This window comes from Endozoicomonas sp. 8E, from assembly GCF_032883915.1.
In the GTDB taxonomy this organism is placed as follows: domain Bacteria; phylum Pseudomonadota; class Gammaproteobacteria; order Pseudomonadales; family Endozoicomonadaceae; genus Endozoicomonas_A.
In genome coordinates this window covers 1,605,001-1,621,976 of the sequence record NZ_CP120717.1, presented here as the reverse complement: position 1 = coordinate 1,621,976, position 16,976 = coordinate 1,605,001, and the positions used below count along the sequence as shown (strand labels likewise).

At 48.8% G+C, this 16,976-nt stretch carries 16 protein-coding genes, 1 tRNA gene and 3 rRNA genes (1 of these 20 running past the window's edge); 13 read left to right on the top strand and 7 right to left on the bottom strand.

Features of this window, described 5'->3' with window-relative positions; genetic code table 11:
* Positions 1-28: 28 nt before the first annotated feature.
* The 11 genes from P6910_RS05825 (at position 29) to mgtE (ending at position 9,449) form a co-directional block, all read left to right on the top strand.
* Positions 29-1,003, top strand: coding sequence for a KpsF/GutQ family sugar-phosphate isomerase (locus tag P6910_RS05825; protein WP_317145340.1), 975 nt, complete (start codon positions 29-31; stop codon positions 1,001-1,003).
* Complete coding sequence (locus P6910_RS05820; protein WP_410493917.1) at positions 1,003-1,536, top strand: KdsC family phosphatase; 534 nt, start codon at positions 1,003-1,005, stop codon at positions 1,534-1,536. The genes P6910_RS05825 and P6910_RS05820 overlap by 1 nt, the downstream gene beginning before the upstream one ends.
* 319 nt (positions 1,537-1,855) lie before the next feature.
* Positions 1,856-2,428, top strand: a complete 573-nt coding sequence (gene lptC / locus P6910_RS05815; RefSeq protein ID WP_317145338.1) for an LPS export ABC transporter periplasmic protein LptC — start codon at positions 1,856-1,858, stop codon at positions 2,426-2,428.
* Positions 2,412-2,999, top strand: a complete 588-nt coding sequence (gene lptA / locus P6910_RS05810; protein WP_317145337.1) for a lipopolysaccharide transport periplasmic protein LptA — start codon at positions 2,412-2,414, stop codon at positions 2,997-2,999. The genes lptC and lptA overlap by 17 nt, the downstream gene beginning before the upstream one ends.
* A gap of 100 nt (positions 3,000-3,099) precedes the next feature.
* Positions 3,100-3,825 (top strand): LPS export ABC transporter ATP-binding protein, encoded by a 726-nt coding sequence (lptB, locus tag P6910_RS05805; RefSeq protein WP_317145336.1) that lies wholly within the window; start codon positions 3,100-3,102, stop codon positions 3,823-3,825.
* A gap of 258 nt (positions 3,826-4,083) precedes the next feature.
* On the top strand, positions 4,084-5,538 hold the full coding sequence (locus P6910_RS05800) for an RNA polymerase factor sigma-54 (protein WP_317145335.1): 1,455 nt from the start codon (positions 4,084-4,086) through the stop codon (positions 5,536-5,538).
* Positions 5,539-5,731: 193 nt separating this feature from the next.
* Positions 5,732-6,043 carry a ribosome hibernation-promoting factor, HPF/YfiA family gene (gene hpf / locus P6910_RS05795; RefSeq protein ID WP_317145334.1) on the top strand — a complete coding sequence of 104 codons (312 nt, stop codon included), beginning with the start codon at positions 5,732-5,734 and terminating at the stop codon, positions 6,041-6,043.
* 14 nt (positions 6,044-6,057) lie between these two features.
* Positions 6,058-6,510, top strand: a complete 453-nt coding sequence (gene ptsN / locus P6910_RS05790) for a PTS IIA-like nitrogen regulatory protein PtsN (RefSeq protein ID WP_317145333.1) — start codon at positions 6,058-6,060, stop codon at positions 6,508-6,510.
* A gap of 265 nt (positions 6,511-6,775) precedes the next feature.
* The gene (gene rapZ / locus P6910_RS05785) at positions 6,776-7,633 is read left to right on the top strand and encodes an RNase adapter RapZ (RefSeq protein ID WP_317145332.1); all 858 of its coding nucleotides are present in this window, start codon (positions 6,776-6,778) and stop codon (positions 7,631-7,633) included.
* Positions 7,633-7,902, top strand: coding sequence for an HPr family phosphocarrier protein (locus tag P6910_RS05780; protein ID WP_317145331.1), 270 nt, complete (start codon positions 7,633-7,635; stop codon positions 7,900-7,902). Before rapZ ends, P6910_RS05780 begins: the two co-directional genes overlap by 1 nt.
* 188 nt (positions 7,903-8,090) lie before the next feature.
* Positions 8,091-9,449, top strand: coding sequence for a magnesium transporter (gene mgtE, locus P6910_RS05775; RefSeq protein ID WP_317146510.1), 1,359 nt, complete (start codon positions 8,091-8,093; stop codon positions 9,447-9,449).
* Positions 9,450-10,224: 775 nt separating this feature from the next.
* Here the strand turns inward: mgtE and P6910_RS05770 are convergent.
* Positions 10,225-11,376 (bottom strand): AAA family ATPase, encoded by a 1,152-nt coding sequence (locus P6910_RS05770; RefSeq protein WP_317145330.1) that lies wholly within the window; start codon positions 11,374-11,376, stop codon positions 10,225-10,227.
* A 52-nt stretch (positions 11,377-11,428) separates the two neighbouring features.
* The gene (pmbA, locus tag P6910_RS05765; RefSeq protein ID WP_317145329.1) at positions 11,429-12,784 is read right to left on the bottom strand and encodes a metalloprotease PmbA; all 1,356 of its coding nucleotides are present in this window, start codon (positions 12,782-12,784) and stop codon (positions 11,429-11,431) included.
* Between the two features lie 203 nt (positions 12,785-12,987).
* On the opposite strand from pmbA, the gene yjgA reads away from it, so the two are divergent.
* Positions 12,988-13,515 (top strand): ribosome biogenesis factor YjgA, encoded by a 528-nt coding sequence (gene yjgA, locus P6910_RS05760; protein WP_317145328.1) that lies wholly within the window; start codon positions 12,988-12,990, stop codon positions 13,513-13,515.
* 36 nt (positions 13,516-13,551) lie between these two features.
* Here the strand turns inward: yjgA and P6910_RS05755 are convergent, their stop codons facing one another.
* Complete coding sequence (locus tag P6910_RS05755) at positions 13,552-14,259, bottom strand: glycerophosphodiester phosphodiesterase family protein (RefSeq protein ID WP_317145327.1); 708 nt, start codon at positions 14,257-14,259, stop codon at positions 13,552-13,554.
* 376 nt (positions 14,260-14,635) lie between these two features.
* On the opposite strand from P6910_RS05755, the gene P6910_RS05750 reads away from it, so the two are divergent.
* Complete coding sequence (locus P6910_RS05750) at positions 14,636-14,809, top strand: hypothetical protein (protein ID WP_317145326.1); 174 nt, start codon at positions 14,636-14,638, stop codon at positions 14,807-14,809.
* A gap of 74 nt (positions 14,810-14,883) precedes the next feature.
* Here the strand turns inward: P6910_RS05750 and P6910_RS05745 are convergent.
* The 4 genes from P6910_RS05745 to P6910_RS05730 all read right to left on the bottom strand — a co-directional run.
* A tRNA-His gene (locus tag P6910_RS05745) sits at positions 14,884-14,959 on the bottom strand.
* Between the two features lie 384 nt (positions 14,960-15,343).
* Positions 15,344-15,459 (bottom strand): 5S ribosomal RNA (gene rrf / locus P6910_RS05740).
* An 80-nt stretch (positions 15,460-15,539) separates the two neighbouring features.
* Positions 15,540-15,655: ribosomal RNA gene (gene rrf / locus P6910_RS05735) — 5S ribosomal RNA — on the bottom strand.
* A 191-nt stretch (positions 15,656-15,846) separates the two neighbouring features.
* Positions 15,847-16,976: ribosomal RNA gene (locus tag P6910_RS05730) — 23S ribosomal RNA — on the bottom strand (it continues 1,761 nt past the right edge of the window).

The window sequence follows — 16,976 nt, the reverse complement described above, 5'->3', positions numbered from 1 at the left end:
GCCGTGTCACAACTAATCTGTACGTAATATGACTACTGACGAGCCTTTCATCTCAATTGGTCGCCGCACCGTTACCATGGAACTGGAAGCTGTTCAGAGCCTGATAGACAGGATCGACAGCAGTTTTGCCAGTGCCTGCCGTGTTATGCTTGAATGCCGCGGCCGGATTATTGTCGTTGGCATGGGCAAGTCGGGACATATTGCCCGCAAGCTTGCTGCAACCCTCGCCAGCACTGGCACCCCTGCTTACTTTGTACACCCCGGGGAAGCCAGCCATGGTGATATGGGAATGGTCACCCATGAAGACGTGGTTCTGGCTCTTTCCAATTCTGGCGAAACCAGCGAAGTCATTACTCTGTTGCCCCTGCTGAAAAGACTGGGCACCCCTCTGATCAGCATGACCGGCAATCCAAATTCAACACTGGCAAAAGATGCTGAAGCCCATCTCAACACCGGGGTGGAAAAAGAAGCCTGTCCTCTGGATCTCGCGCCTACCTCCAGCACGACCACAGCTCTGGTAATGGGCGATGCGTTGGCCATTGCCCTGCTGGAAGCCCGCGGTTTTACTGCAGAAGACTTTGCTTTCTCTCACCCTGGTGGCTCCCTGGGTAAACGGCTGCTTCTGAAAGTAAAAGACATCATGCACATTGGCAGACGGGTACCAGAAGTTCCTTTGGGCACACCAATGAGCGACGCCCTGCTGGAAGTCACTCGCAAAGGTTTGGGCATGACCGCCATTGTCGATAACAAACGCCATGTCATTGGCATTTTCACCGATGGTGACCTGCGTCGGGCCCTGGACAAGGGCGTCGACCCCAAATCCACACTCATTGATGAAGTGATGACCGGCCACTGCAAAACCATCCACCCCGAGATTCTTGCGGCTGAAGCCCTGAAGATTATGGATGACCGGAAAATCAATGCACTAATCTGTGTGGATGATGACAATGAACTGATCGGCGCCATTAATATGCACGATCTACTGAAGGCGGGCGTAGTATGATCAGTTCTTCACTACAATCTGTCGCTGCCAGGATTCGTTTGGCTGTTTTTGATGTAGACGGTGTTCTCACTGACGGCAAACTGTTGTTTGGTGAGCATGGCGAATCACTGAAAATATTCAATACTCTGGACGGTCATGGCCTGAAAATGCTCAAGCAGTCAGGTGTAAAAACAGCCATCATCACCGGCCGTCGATCCGTATTTGTTGAAAAACGAGCTTCCGACCTGGGCGTAGATATTTTCTATCAGGGCCGTGAAGACAAGTTCGTTGCTCTGAAAGAACTGCTTCAGGAAGAGGGTCAGGGTCTTAGTCTGGATGAAGTTGCCTACATCGGTGACGATCTGCCAGATCTCCCAGCCATTCGACAGGTTGGTTTTGGCTGTACCGTTCCTAACGGGCATTACTACGTTCGTGAACACTCACCTGCTATCACTACTAATCGTGGCGGTGAAGGTGCAGCCAGAGAATTCTGTGACTTCATTCTTAAAGCCAAAGGCAAGCTGGATGACATGCTGAGCAGTTACCTGAAATAGAGTTAAAAATACCTATAATGTCGCTGTAATAGTTTTCTATCATTACAGCGATAGCTTTACACGCTCAGGCATTTTTTTGACAACAAGAAAGCACAATCGTTTAACTCTGGTTGCCTAAGGCCGACAGCCAGTGTCTAGCGTTTGAAAACATTCGTCTGCAGCCCCTGATGATCAAAAAAAATCATGGTAGACTGAATTCATTTGCTGCGAAAATGCCGCCGACTGCACAAACTGGGCAGCATTTTCCTGGATGACCTTCTTTTGTTGCTATCTGCCTGTGCAGATTCTGACCAGATTGTGACCCGGAGCCAATGATCTGATGCCCAATCGGAACCTGATAATCATTGCTTTTCTTATGCTGATACTGGTCGGAGTCGGCTATTGGGCTTATGACAGCAAACTCCATGTTGGGGTTCAGAAAAAACAGCCTCTGGTTCGCGAAAACGCTGACTACTATTTTATTGACACTAGGATCATCCAGTTCAACAAAGAGGGTAAACTGGATTACACGCTGGTTTCAGACAGTATCACCCATTACCCGCACAATGATACAACGTTGCTGCAAACCCCTCATCTGGAGAATTTCAGCACCCCCGGAAAACCCATGGTGGCCGACGCCCTCTATGGCAAACTGTTGCCCGGCAACGAGGATATAGAGCTCTGGGATGATGTGGTGATGACCCAGACGAATCTCGGCAATGGTAGTCATGTGCGAATAGACACTGATTTCATGACCATATACTCTGAAAAGGGTCTGGCGGTTACCGATCGACCGGTACTGATCACCAACGACACTGGACGTACGCGCGCCATTGGTATGGAGGCTTTCTTCGAGGAGAGTCTGGTTAAACTCAAGTCTAGGGTAAGAGGATTTCATGAGCCAAAGCCATGAACAGGCCAAGCGCCTTCATCCAAATGAGCGGCCAGACAGAAAGAGCCGTCGCAGAGGGGTCGAATATTACCTGATCCTGGGGGCCACGGTTCTGCTCCCTGTCATGGCACAAGCATTGCCATCCGACCGGCAGAAGCCTATTGAAATCGAATCCAACACCGCCGATATCGATAACAAGAAAGGTGTATCCATCTATAAGGGCAATGTTGTGATGATCCAGGGCACCACCCGGATTACCGGAGACAAGGTGACCATATATTCCGCTCAGCAAGAAGTTAAGAAAATTGTGGCAGAAGGCAACCAGGAAAGGGCTTACTACGAAGAACAGCAACCTGATGATCAGGGCACTCTGCAAGCCTGGGGTCATACTATCGATTATCAGGTGGCTGGCGATAAGATCCAACTGATCAAGCAGGCACAGTTGACTCAGAAGGGTGATACCTTCACGGGTGAACGTATTGATTATGACCTGACCAAACAGACCGTGAATGCCAAGGGCAGCGAGAACAAAAGCAATCCGGATGGTCGGGTCAAAATGATTTACCAACCCAAACCTGAGAGCAAGCAGTAGTACTCAAACCCCATTACACTCAATGCTCAACGACTGAACAGGCTTGAAAGGGCTGTCAGAAAAACGACAGCTAACTTTTAAACAGGAAGACAGACACCGGATGGCAACGCTTAAGGCAGAACATCTCAGTAAAAGCTACAAAGGCAGACAGGTCGTCAAAGATGTATCCCTGGCTGTCGACAGTGGTCAGATTGTTGGACTTCTTGGCCCCAACGGGGCCGGTAAAACTACCTGCTTCTACATGATTGTAGGTCTCGTAAAAGCAGACGGTGGACAGGTTGATCTCAGTGGCCAGAATTTAACCCATGAACCTATGCATGGCCGAGCCAGAGCCGGCGTAGGTTATTTGCCACAGGAAGTTTCTATTTTCAGGAAATTGACGGTCACCGATAACCTGCTTTCGATATTGGAAACCCGTTCCGACCTTTCCAGGAAAGACCGCATTGCAAAGATGGAGTCATTACTTGAGGAGTTCAATATCAATCATATCAGGGACAATCCGGGTATGAGCCTTTCCGGTGGTGAAAAGCGCAGGGTAGAAATTGCCCGAGCTCTTTGCACTGACCCAAAATTTATCCTGCTCGATGAACCCTTTGCCGGTGTTGACCCCATTTCTGTTGGTGACATCAAGGCTATTATCACGCACCTGAGAGCCCGAGGCATCGGAGTCCTGATTACCGACCATAATGTCCGGGAAACACTGGATATCTGCGAGAAGGCCTACATTGTCAGTGAAGGCACTATTATTGCCGAGGGTGACAGTCAGACTGTCCTGGCTAATCAAAAGGTTCGTGACGTCTATCTCGGGCATCAGTTCAGTCTCTGATCAGCTCTTGGGTGGATCTCGCGAAAGAAGCGAGCAAAGGTGTTGAGCTGATTTATCTTCGTACTCTTGTTCTGAATGTTGCATGGCTGACTTGATGAATCACTTTCCCGAAGCTTCAGATGTGATTATAATCCCAGTGACACGGAGAGTAGCCCAATCAAAAAAATCAACAGACACTGAGATATAACTGTCAGGCGCTGATGGCATCAAATCTGGCACCCTCAGTGCAGACACCGAAGTAAAGGTATACAGTTGCCTATGAAGCCATCCTTACAGCTAAAAATGGGCCAGCAGCTGACCATGACACCTCAGCTGCAGCAGGCCATAAGGCTTCTACAACTTTCCACTCTGGATCTTCAGCAGGAAATCCAGGAAGTTCTTGAATCCAACCCGATGCTGGAGTCTGAAGAGTCTGTTGAAGAACCACCTGCACCCCGTGATGAAGGGGAGCGACCTGTTGACTTTAATGAAAAAGCAGAACAGCCCCCGGAACCGGAAGAACCCCAGTGGGCCGACAGCATACCCAATGACCTGCCCGTTGACTCCGGATGGGATGATGTCTATTCCAGCCTGCCCGCTGCAACCGATGAAGAACATGATCCTATTGCCCGCTCCCGGGCTACTGATTCCCTCCAGGACTACCTGGAATGGCAGTTAAACCTGACTCCCATGACTGACAGAGACAGGCTGATGGGTCTGGCTGTTATCGAAGCCACCAATAATGATGGATACCTGACTCACTCCCTGGAAGAAATTTATCTTTCGCTACAGGAACAGCTAGAGGAACTGGCGTTTGAAGAACTTCAGGTCATGCAGCGACGGATTCTTCACTTTGATCCGGTGGGTTGCGCCAGCGCCAACCTGAAAGAATGTCTCGAAGTTCAACTCAATCAACTGCCACAAGAAACCCATTTCCTGAAAGAAGCACGCCTGCTGATCCAGAATCATCTTCAGGCACTGGGAAGTCGTGACTACGCTCAAATCATGCGGCGTACCCGTCTCAAAGAACATCAACTCAGGGAAGCCCTTAACCTGGTTCAAAGCCTCAACCCGAGGCCCGGATCTGAAATCGGTCAGGCAGACACGGAATACGTCACCCCCGATATTTCGGTCACCAAAGTCAGGGACCGCTGGGCGGTTGAACTGAACTCAGAGTCCCTGCCCAGACTTCGCATCAACAACAATTACGCCTCAATGGTGCAGCGTGCCAATAACAGTCGTGACAACGTCTTTATGAAGAACCAGCTACAGGAAGCCCGCTGGTTTCTGAAAAACCTGCAAAGTCGTAACGAAACCCTACTGAAAGTAGCCGACAAGATTGTTGAATTTCAGAAAGATTTTCTGGAGCAGGGTGAGCAGGCAATGAAGCCCCTGGTGCTGGCAGACATTGCTCAGGCAGTGGATATGCACGAGTCCACTATTTCCAGGGTCACTACCCAGAAATACATGCACACTCCAAGAGGCGTGTTTGAGCTGAAATACTTTTTCTCCAGCCATGTCAGCACAGCCACTGGCGGCGAGTGCTCATCAACAGCCATCAGAGCCTTGATCAAAAAACTGGTATCCGATGAAAACCCTAAAAAACCACTGAGTGATAACAAAATTGCCGGTTTGCTGGGGGATCAGGGGATCAAAGTAGCCAGGAGAACCATTGCCAAATATCGTGAATCGATGAATATTCCGCCATCGAATGAACGCAAGCAGCTTATTTGAGCCTTCAGCGATTATGGTAATAAGCTTTCGCAGGTTGAGGTAATCGACCCTTATACCACAAATCGCCCCATAGATTTTTTGTCTCAGAACAGCGCCAACTGTCAATGACAGTGATAGACTTTCAATCAGGGTTGCCCGTAGAATCCCGGGGGCAGTCCAATGTCGAGAATCGGGATCAGCAGGAGAGCGTTACATGCAAGTCAACATCAGTGGACATCATGTAGAGGTGACTGAGGCTCTGAAAGATTATGTCACCAAGAAACTCGACCGCCTTGCCGCCCACTTTGATCAGATTACAAACGTTCAGGTCACTCTGAGTGTTGAAAAACTGAAGCACAGAGTGGAAGCGACTCTACATGTTCGTAGGGCGGATATTAATGCAACCGCTGAGGCTGAAGATATGTACGCTGCCATTGATGACATGTCGGACAAACTGGATCGACAACTGGTAAAACACAAAGAGAAAACGCTTGACCGGCTACAGGGTGCCAACGGCCGCCTGTAAGCATCGATCGCTGTATGATTATTGAAAACATTCTTACCCCCGGGCGCACCCTTTGCGATGTGCAGGGGGCCAGCAAAAAGAAAATCCTGGAAATTGTTGCGGAAATCATCAGTGAGCATGTTCCCGCCATCAACACCAAGGATCTGTTTAACAAGCTGATTAGCAGAGAGCGACTCGGTACCACCGGTTTAGGCAAAGGGATAGCTCTGCCCCACTGTCGCTCCAGTGCTTGTCAGCATCCTACCGGACTTCTGATCAAACTGTCTGAACCCGTAGATTTTGACTCTGTGGACAAACAGCCGGTCGATCTGGTGTTCGCACTCATCGTTCCGGAAGAAAATACTCAGGAGCATCTGAATATACTGCAGGCTGTGGCTGAACGCTTTCAATCAGAAGTATTGTTGAGCCAGATGCGAGCGGCAGAAACTTCCGAGGCACTTTACAACATCATCTGTCCCCCCGCTTAAAGGCTGTATATAAAAAACATTTTGCTTGCTGATCTGATAAGAGAAGCAGGCAAAATGTTTTTTGCTCAGAAATCCTTTCTTCTTCACTTTTGTCACTACAAAGCCTATTTATCCTTCAAAACTGCATGGAATAGAAATATCCGGACTATGCTAGAAATAAAAGCAAGCGACTGGTTCTAATCTCATTGGGTTTTGATAGACTTGCCTCACTCGGAACCAGGTGAGAGACCTGTTTACACAGTCAAACAATCGGGAAGGACACACCATGAAGCTGGTCATCATCAGTGGACGTTCAGGCTCCGGCAAAAGCTCCGCCCTTCACGCCCTTGAAGATGAGGGCTTTTACTGTGTAGACAACCTTCCTGCCAGCATGTTGAATGATCTCCCAGCCAATCTTAAAAGCAACCTGGTTGAACCGCACCGTATGGCTGTCAGCCTCGATGTTCGTAATGTGCCCGGCTCTCTGGAACGCTTCCCGACATTGTTGGAAAAGTTGAAAAAACAGGGGGTTGAGTGTCAGGTAATATTTCTCGACGCAGACAGCAACACCCTGATGAAGCGCTATAGCTCGACACGCCGTCGCCATCCTCTCAGCAATGATGAGGTATCCCTGACAGAAGCCATTAATCTGGAAAAGAAACTGCTGGCTCCACTGGCTGAAGAAGCCGACATAAGGCTGGACACTTCACCACTGTCTGTCCATGAAATCAGAGAACAGATAAGACAACGACTCTGCGGCTCCACCAGCAAAAGTATGACCCTGATGATCCAGTCCTTTGGCTTCAAGCACGGCATGCCGGTTGACGCAGACTACGTCTTTGATGTTCGCTGTCTGCCTAATCCTTTCTGGGTTGAAGCCTTAAGATCCTTCACAGGTCAGGATCAGCCCGTTAAAGATTTTCTGACATCAGAACCCATGGTGGATGAGATGTTTGAAGATCTCAGCACATTCGTGGAAAAATGGTTACCAAGGTTCGAATCCGGACAGCGCAGTTATATGACGATTGCGATCGGATGTACCGGCGGGCAGCACCGTTCCGTATTTATTAGTGAAAAACTGGGCGAGTGGCTCAAAGAACGTTTTGACTGTGTTCAGGTCAGACATCGGGAGCTTTCCAAATAATGATCAAGAAGCAGATCACCATTATTAATAAACTTGGTTTACATGCTCGGGCAGCATCCAAATTTGTTTCTACGACTTCGGCTTTTGCCAGCCAGGCAAGAGTGAGCTTTAATGGCCGTGAAGTGGATGGAAAAAGCATCATGGCCGTCATGATGCTGGCTGCTGGAAAGGGCTCTGTCCTTGATTTGACATTTGAAGGCCATGATGAAGAAGAGGCCTGTTCGGCTCTGTGCAATCTGATCAATGATTTTTTTGAAGAGGGTGAATAGTCACCCTTTTCATCATTAAATCTCTGTTTATACTGGTATCTCGAAAAGCTTTGCCAGAGATTGAAAGCTCAGCAAAGCAAACAAAGAATGACATGTGAAATGGCTGAGTCTGACTATCAGACTTGATGGTTACCAGAACAGAAGTTCGATACTCAGACACTTCTACCAAAAAAGCCGGATACGCATCTATGGCACAACAGCTACAACTGAGTATCGGAGACAAAGCATTTCAGGAGCTCAACGAAGCTCTTGAGCACGGCGTTTCTCCCGAACTCAGGCGTATGCTGAATGGTCTTCCGGCTCCGGATGCGGCTCATCTGCTTGAATCTTCCCCCCCCAAACTTCGCAGCCTTCTATGGCGCCTGATCGATCGAGAGATGGAAGGCGACGTATTGCAAGAGCTGAGTGACGAAGTCCGGCAGTTTTTCCTGGACAGGATGAATGTGGCAGAGCTCAAAGTCATTACCGAAGGTCAGGACGTTGATGACATAGCTGACTTGCTACAGCAGCTGCCCGACACCATCACCCGAAAAGTGCTGGATTCTATGGACAGTCAGGATCGGCAACGGGTAGAAGCCGTTCTCTCTTATCCGGAAGACACAGCCGGCGGACTGATGAATACCGATGTCATCACCATCCGACCCAGCAGTACACTCGATGTTGTGCTTCGTTACCTCAGGCGTCACAAGGATATTCCGGAGATGACAGACAGTCTGTTTGTCGTCAACCGCAGAGACGAATACATTGGGGCATTGCCTCTGTCCGTTCTCCTTACCACATCCCCTTCAGCCACAGTGTTTGAAGTAATGCAGACCGACCTGGAACCTATCGCTGCCGATATGGAAGACAGCCAGGTCGCCCAATTGTTTGAACGGCAGGACCTGGTATCAGCACCGGTAGTTTCGGAGCAGGGGCAGCTTTTGGGCCGCATTACGATTGACGACGTGGTAGATGTTATCCGGGAAGAAGCCGAACACTCCATGATGAGTATGGCAGGTCTGGATGACGATGAAGACACCTTTGCTCCCGCACTGAAGACAGCCCGTCGACGCGCAGTCTGGCTGGGTATCAACCTGATAACAGCCTTTATTGCCGCTTCTGTCATAGGTATGTTTCAGGCTACCATCGACAAGGTCGTTGCTCTGGCTGTCCTGATGCCCATTGTTGCAGGAATGGGCGGCAATGCTGGCGGACAGGCTCTGACCCTGGTGATTCGGGGCATGGCACTGGGCCAGATCAGTCGGACCAACCTTCGATGGTTACTCAGTCGTGAATTAATGGCAGGATTTCTCAATGGAATACTTTGGGCTGCTCTGGTTTCCCTGATTGCCTATTTATGGTTTCATGACCCGGTCATTTCTCTGGTGATCGCCTGTGCCATGATCATCAATCTCAGCACTGCCGTTGTTGTCGGTGCCAGCCTGCCGGTTATTCTCAAATCCATGAAAATAGATCCCGCATTAGCTGGCACGATAATACTAACGACAGTGTCCGATGTTGTTGGATTCCTGTCTTTCCTGGGACTGGCGGCCTTGTTTTATGGCTGACAGTGCAGTCTGTCTGCTAACTCTTGAAGGCGTCCTATAGCTCTCTTCAAACTATCTGATTTCAAAGAGGCTCTTTCTGCTTTCCAGCCTTTCTCAACAAAAGTGATTAAACGACTGTTATATGCAATACCGACTTTTGACCGGCTGGCTTTTGAAGGCAAGATTTCCTACTTATCCTTCTTTGTTCCGTATCGTCTAATCAGGTTCAAAAGCGTGACTTTGGGGTCATCGAGGTTCTCGGGATGATCTGGCACTTTAAACACAGGCACCTGAAAATAATCTGAAAAGCCATCCGAGTCTGAAAGTAACCAGGCTTCTGTTTCCCTCACGGCAACTCTCAAAAGCATATTATCAGGCACTCTCTGTTGACCAAGCCACCGAGAAATCAGAATCGGAGCACATATAATCCTGTCAAGATCAGTTATCATCAAGACGGGATACGTATGCGACAAGTTTATATATTTTGGTAATCTACTCTTTAACTGACCATTACCTGTGGGCTTTATCATTTGAATGTCAAAGAGCCCTTTCTTATCTGCAGTCCTTATATCATTGAAACAGCTACTGCGCTACTCAACTGATCCTCAGTAGCGACATACGGCGGTATCATCCCCACAACCCTAGGAGCCTGACCGAGAATAGCGCCCGTAGCGAGGACGGCAGAAAATTGAGGATGAAAATTCGGTTTTGTGAGGAGAATAGCGAGCTATTTGACGAACAAAAGCGGATTTTCAGACCGATTTGCTGCCGCCGCAGTAGGGCAGTCTATTCTCGGTCAGGCTCCTAGCTGCTGGACATTTGCGGGTCGGGTTTTAGGCAATATCACTTCACTCACTGTCAAACCCGCTTCAAGTGCTTTATTTTCAGCCTTGCTGACTGTTCGAATCTGGCTACCTTCTCTGCCGGGCTCCAGAATGATTACGCTCTTTGGATCAATACCCTCATTATTCAGAATTGCTTCGCTGTGAGTGCTTATGATGACCTGCCTTCTTCTCGTTTTTGCCCTTCTTTGCACTCGATCAATCATCAAAGGAATTTGCTCCACTACAGCATTGTGGAGTGATAATTCTGGCTCTTCCAGTAGCAGAACCCCCTTACCTTCCAACAAACTCCAAAGAATACCCAACAATCTCAAGGTTCCATCAGAAAAGTGCTCCTCTGATTGCCAGCCTGCATTTGGACGATGATGTTCATATTGCGCTTCCAGATGAGGTTGACCTCTTTCGTTCTGTATATATCTCAAGCCTTTAAATCGTGGTACGGCAATGGAAAGTGCATCCCCAATCTTTTTTAGTCTCGAATCCCTGGTTTTTTTTGGAGTTCTGGCCAATCGCTCAAGAAAGCCTTGCCCAAAAGGGTCGTTTTCCAGCCTGTTCCCGCCAATATGATCTGCATATTTAAGCAGCTGCGGAACAAGATGGAGATAAGTGACCTCCGAAAAACTTGTAACGATTGATCTAAATTCTTTATTTGCCCGGGTCTGCTCCAGGTGAGTCTCAGTTAACAACAAAGCATCTTTTTTATCGTCTTTATCAGGTCGATTTAATATTCTTTTGCCATTCTTCCATACTTCTTCGCTGGAAATCATAATCCTCTGTGCACCCTTACCTTCTGTTTTGAAGGCCAGTACATATTTCCAGCTTGCAGCATCCGATTGTCCTCCTTCTGACATAGAAACTTCTATTTTTACTTCCGTATCTCGACGATGGTGCAAACAACGCAGTCTTGTGATACCCCCACGGTCCTTCACAGCTTTCTGAAGTCCTCCGCCATCGGCTCTACAGATATCCCTTATAAACCTGAAAACATCGAGTAAGTTTGACTTACCGGATGCGTTCGGACCGACAATATAAGAAACCTGGGCCAAATTGATCTCAGCATCACGGAAGTTCCGCCAATTCTTTAGCTTTAAAGATGTGATTATCATTCATTTAACCTGCTTTTATACTCAGCCAAACGGATAACAGGCTGAACCCTTATCACTCACCCGCCAGAGTCATCTCACTGATCAGAATCGAACCGGTCTGAATACTCCCTCTGCGATCATAATCATTCCCTGCAGCCACCATGTTCATAAACATATCTTTCAGGTTTCCAGCGATAGTCACTTCAGAGACAGGATGCTGTATTTCGCCATTTTCAACCCAATAGCCCCCCGCACCTCTTGAGTAATCACCTGTGACAATATTCACGCCCTGCCCCATCAACTCAGTCACCAGCAAGCCCGTTCCCATCTGTTTTAATAACTCTTCCCTGCCGCCTGCATTGCAGTCAAGGAACAGGTTATTGACACCTCCGGCATTAGCAGTACTCTTCATGCCCAGCTTGCGGGCAGAATAAGTACTCAGGAGATAGCTGGCCAGAACCCCATCAGAGATAAAATCCTTGGCCTGGGTAGCCAAACCGTCATTATCAAAACTGGCCGAACCCAGTGCTTTCTTCAGGTATGGCTGCTCATGGATGCGCACCCAGTCAGGAAATATCTGCTTACCCAGATGATCCAGCAGGAATGAAGCCCGACGATAAAGGCTGCCACCACTGATACTCTCCAACAGATGTGATACAAGACCTGAAGCCACTTCTGCTGCAAACAGCACAGGTACCTGACCCGTGGGGACTTTTCTGGCACCCAGCCGGGCTAACGTTCTTTCCGCTGCCTTGCGACCGACATCCGGAGCAGACTCAAGATCACTACCATCACGGGCGACGGTGTACCAATAATCTCTCTGCATTTCACCGGCTTTTTCACCAATCAAAACACAACTCAGACTATGACGACTGGAAATATAACTGCCTACAAAGCCGTGACTGTTCCCATATACACGACAGCCTTGATGAGTACCCACATTGGCACCGTCAGAATTCTTGATTTTACTACTAAACGATCTGCCAGCTTCCTCACACTTCAAAGCCAGCTCTATAGCCTCTTCTGCACCAACACCCCAAGGGTGATACAGGTCCAGCTCTGGCAGTTCAGTCGCCATTAACTCTGCATCAGCAAGACCGGCACAAGGATCTTCCGAGGCATATCCAGCAATATCACAAGCTGCCTTTACAGTCTCCCTGATGGCTTCAGGTGTACTGTCTGAAGTACTGGCTGATCCTTTTTTCTTTCCCTGATAAACGGTGATACCAAAACCCTGATCACGGTTAAACTCCACTGTTTCAACATCACCCATTCTGACACCCACCGAAAGACCTGCATCGAGACTGACTCCGACTTCACAGGCATCTGCCCCCTGACGTCGGGCTTCGGCCAAAATATCGCTGACCAGGGTCTTCAGGCGATCCTCTTCAGAGCGGGGATCCAGTACAGCGTTGGTTTTATCACCCATGAAATTCCTGCCTTCCAGAATTATACGTGTAAGTCCTATTGTGCCGTGCCCAGCCGCAAATGCCCATAGCGAAAGAAAAACAAACCATTCACCATGAGTACTATCATCATTGGCCGGATACAAGTGTGGCAGCCTTCTACACTCATAGCTGAATCTCCGTAACTGGAGTAAAATGCCTGCATCTCTTTAAGTAGACCTGAATCATGTCAGATCAAGACCCCTACCCATTTGAAGACGACGTTGAAGAAATCATTTACGTCAGCAAATCCGAGCTCAAACGCGATATGGACGAGCTCAAGGCCATGGGTGCCCGCCTGATGGATATGAAGCCAGCCATGTTGGACAAGCTGCCCCTGAATGAGCGTCTCAGGGAAGCGCTGGATGAGAGCAAGCGAATTAAAAGCAATAATGCCCGCAAACGGCACTTGGGCTTCATTGGCAAATTGATGCGAGACCAGGAGCTGGAACCCATCCAGAAATATCTCGATAGTCTGGATTCCACCAGCGAGGAATACAATCGTCGCTTTCACCAATTGGAGCGCTGGCGTGACCGGTTGATCAACGAGGGACATGAGGTGCTCACCGAATACCTCGACAAATACCCTGAAGCCGATCATCAGCACATACGACAACTGGTACGTAACGCTCAAAAGGAAGCCGGACAGGACAAACCTCCCGCGGCTTCCAGAAAACTATTCAAGTACTTGAGAGAAGTAGACGAAGAGCACTGATTTTCAGTTGCAACCGAGTGCCTGCCAGGCACTCTGTTAAGCGATTAAAGCAGGGTTATCCGTAAAGACGCCATCAACGCCCCAGGTTCTTAATCGATCAGCCATATCCTTGTCGTTAACGGTATAGCAATAAAGCTCATAACCTGCCGCTTTGATGTCATGCGCATTTTTCTCTTTCAGTTTTTTGCCATTCAGATGAATCGTTTTGGCACCAACCTGTCTGGCTTTGTGTTTCCAGTTTCGAGGCAGCGACTCGAAAAGACAACCAATCCTGCTGCCAGCTTTTGCCCGATACAGAACCAGCACTTTATGATTAAAGCTCGACACCAGCAGTTGATCCTCAGGAAATTCAGCCGCTTCTATGGCTGCAACCACTTCCTCAACCAAAAGCTTTAAATCGCAACGATTGGGCTTCAACTCAAGATTCAAACTCAGCTTCAGTTTCTTGATCAAAGTCAGTGTTTCAAGAAGTGTTGGCACCTTTTCACCGGCGAACGCCCCCGAGAACCAGCTTCCGGCATCCAGAGTAACGACCTGAGCCAGATTCTTTCCCCTTAAATGCCCACTTCCTGAAGTAGTCCTGCTCATTGTTGGGTCATGGAACATCACCGCTGAGCCATCTCCCAGCAGGGTCACATCCAGCTCTATCCATTTCAGCCTCAAATCGGCCGCCTTCTGAATGCCAGCCAGAGTATTCTCCGGAGCCACAGCGGCTGCACCTCGATGCCCGATCACTGAGTCCATAATCATCTGCTTATCTCTTCAAAACCTGCTGATTTACTCTTCTACTATTATGCTTATTTTTGTGGCAAAAAACCGCAGGTAATATGGAAGACTGTTGTCGGGTTTACAACGATAGAAGATGCGCTTCTCAGTGTTGATGTGGGCACAGCCAGTTTGCGATCTGCCCTGGTCACCAAAAGGGGAAAGATACTGGCAAAAAAACACCCAGACACTAAAGCTCTGGCAGACTTCTGACACAATAATGCAGCCCTCTGATGACATCTTATGCCTGCAGCGAACTCCCGCCCTGTGGCGGATTGGCGAAAAATACACTGCTTGCTCAGGAACACGTCAATTTATCAGGTATACCCGCAATATGCCTCAAGAATCCGACTGCATGTTGTTATCAGGTGCTTTGGTTTCTTCTGTCGCAAGTGGAACTTACGCTTTAATGGGAGAGTCTATACAGGCTATGAGTCGGCAAAAGGAAACGCTATCCCCTGACACATCGCTTGCAGATTACTACAACAAAAAATACAGGATTTATCTCGAGCTGCACGAAGATCAGTAGAAGTATAAGAAAATAATGAGTGCTGAGTTCAAAAGCAAAAAAGACCTGACTTGATAGCCAGGCCTTTTTAAAAGTGGGGTGGACGATGGGGTTCGAACCCACGACCACCGGAATCACAATCCGGGGCTCTACCAACTGAGCTACGCCCACCACTTCGTCGCTTCTGGGAAGAGATGCCATCCCTGAAGACGCGGCTGATTATAAGGAAAGCCGATCTCCTTGCAAGCAAAAAATAGCACTTCTGGTAAAAAACGAAATCTTTTTGTTCCGTCGGCTTAAGATATTCCGGATACATGCCGCTCTTGTAAGCACCGTTACAAGAGGCCTTTCAGTTGGCACGCTCTTCTGCTGTCATAAAACCCCAGTTAAAAGCAAAACATTCACTGGAGTTTTTGACGATGTTAATGAGGGGAATTTAGCGCTTACGTATCGACGAGGCTAGTGCGGCTCTTCTCTGTGATGGGTATAACGTCGCAAATCACTGAATAAAAAAAAAGGCCAACGAATTCTATCGTGGGCCTTTTTTTATTCAATGCCTGACAGTGACCTACTCTCACATGGGGAAGCCCCACACTACCATCGGCGATGCATCGTTTCACTTCCGAGTTCGGGATGGGATCGGGTGGTTCCAATACTCTGTGGCTATCAGGCAAAATCGGTTTTTCTCAAAGTCTTACAGACTGCTTTGAGACTAAAACTCTGTAATATTTTCAGAGTTTCCAAAATGAGTGCCTGGCGATGACCTACTCTCACATGGGGAAGCCCCACACTACCATCGGCGATGTGTCGTTTCACTTCCGAGTTCGGGATGGGATCGGGTGGTTCCAACACTCTATGGTCACCAGGCAAAACTGGTTGAACCTTGCTTTTGAGCTGGAAGCTTGAAGCTGGAGGCTTGAAGCTGTTTGTCGCAAGCGGAAGGCTCTGGAATCCAAATCTCTTTTTAAGCTGTGTCGTTTCTTCTTGCTCAACACTCTCGTTCACTGTGTACGGCTTCCAGCTTCAAGCTTTCGGCTGCTAAATCGCTTTGGCGTTATATGGTCAAGCCTCTCGAGTCATTAGTACGGGTTAGCTCAACGCCTCACAACGCTTACACACCCCGCCTATCAACGTCGTCGTCTTCAACGTCTCTTATGGGCCTTGCGGCCAGGGAAGTCTCATCTTGAAGGGGGCTTCCCGCTTAGATGCTTTCAGCGGTTATCCCGTCCGAACTTAGCTACCGGGCAATGCGTCTGGCGACACAACCCGAACACCAGTGGTTCGTCCACTCCGGTCCTCTCGTACTAGGAGCAGCTCTCCTCAAACTTCCAACGTCCACGGCAGATAGGGACCGAACTGTCTCACGACGTTCTAAACCCAGCTCGCGTACCACTTTAAATGGCGAACAGCCATACCCTTGGGACCGGCTTCAGCCCCAGGATGTGATGAGCCGACATCGAGGTGCCAAACACCGCCGTCGATGTGAACTCTTGGGCGGTATCAGCCTGTTATCCCCGGAGTACCTTTTATCCGTTGAGCGATGGCCCTTCCATTCAGAACCACCGGATCACTATGACCTACTTTCGTACCTGCTCGAGATGTACCTCTCGCAGTCAAGCTGGCTTGTACCATTACACTAACCGCACGATGTCCGACCGTGCTTAGCCAACCTTCGTGCTCCTCCGTTACTCTTTGGGAGGAGACCGCCCCAGTCAAACTACCCACCACACAATGTCCCCGATCCTGGTAAAGGACCTGGGTTAGAACCTCAATATTGCCAGGGTGGTATTTCAAGGTTGGCTCCATGCAAACTGGCGTTCACACTTCCAAGCCTCCCACCTATCCTACACAAGCAACATCAAGATCCACTGTGAAGCTGTAGTAAAGGTTCACGGGGTCTTTCCGTCTAGCCGCGGATACACTGCATCTTAACAGCGATTTCAATTTCACTGAGTCTTGGGTGGAGACAGCGTGGCCATCGTTACGCCATTCGTGCAGGTCGGAACTTACCCGACAAGGAATTTCGCTACCTTAGGACCGTTATAGTTACGGCCGCCGTTTACTCGGGCTTCGATCAAGAGCTTCTCCTAAGATAACCCCATCAATTAACCTTCGAGCACCGGGCAGGCGTCACACCGTATACGTCCACTTACGTGTTAGCACAGTGCTGTGTTTTTAATAAACAGTC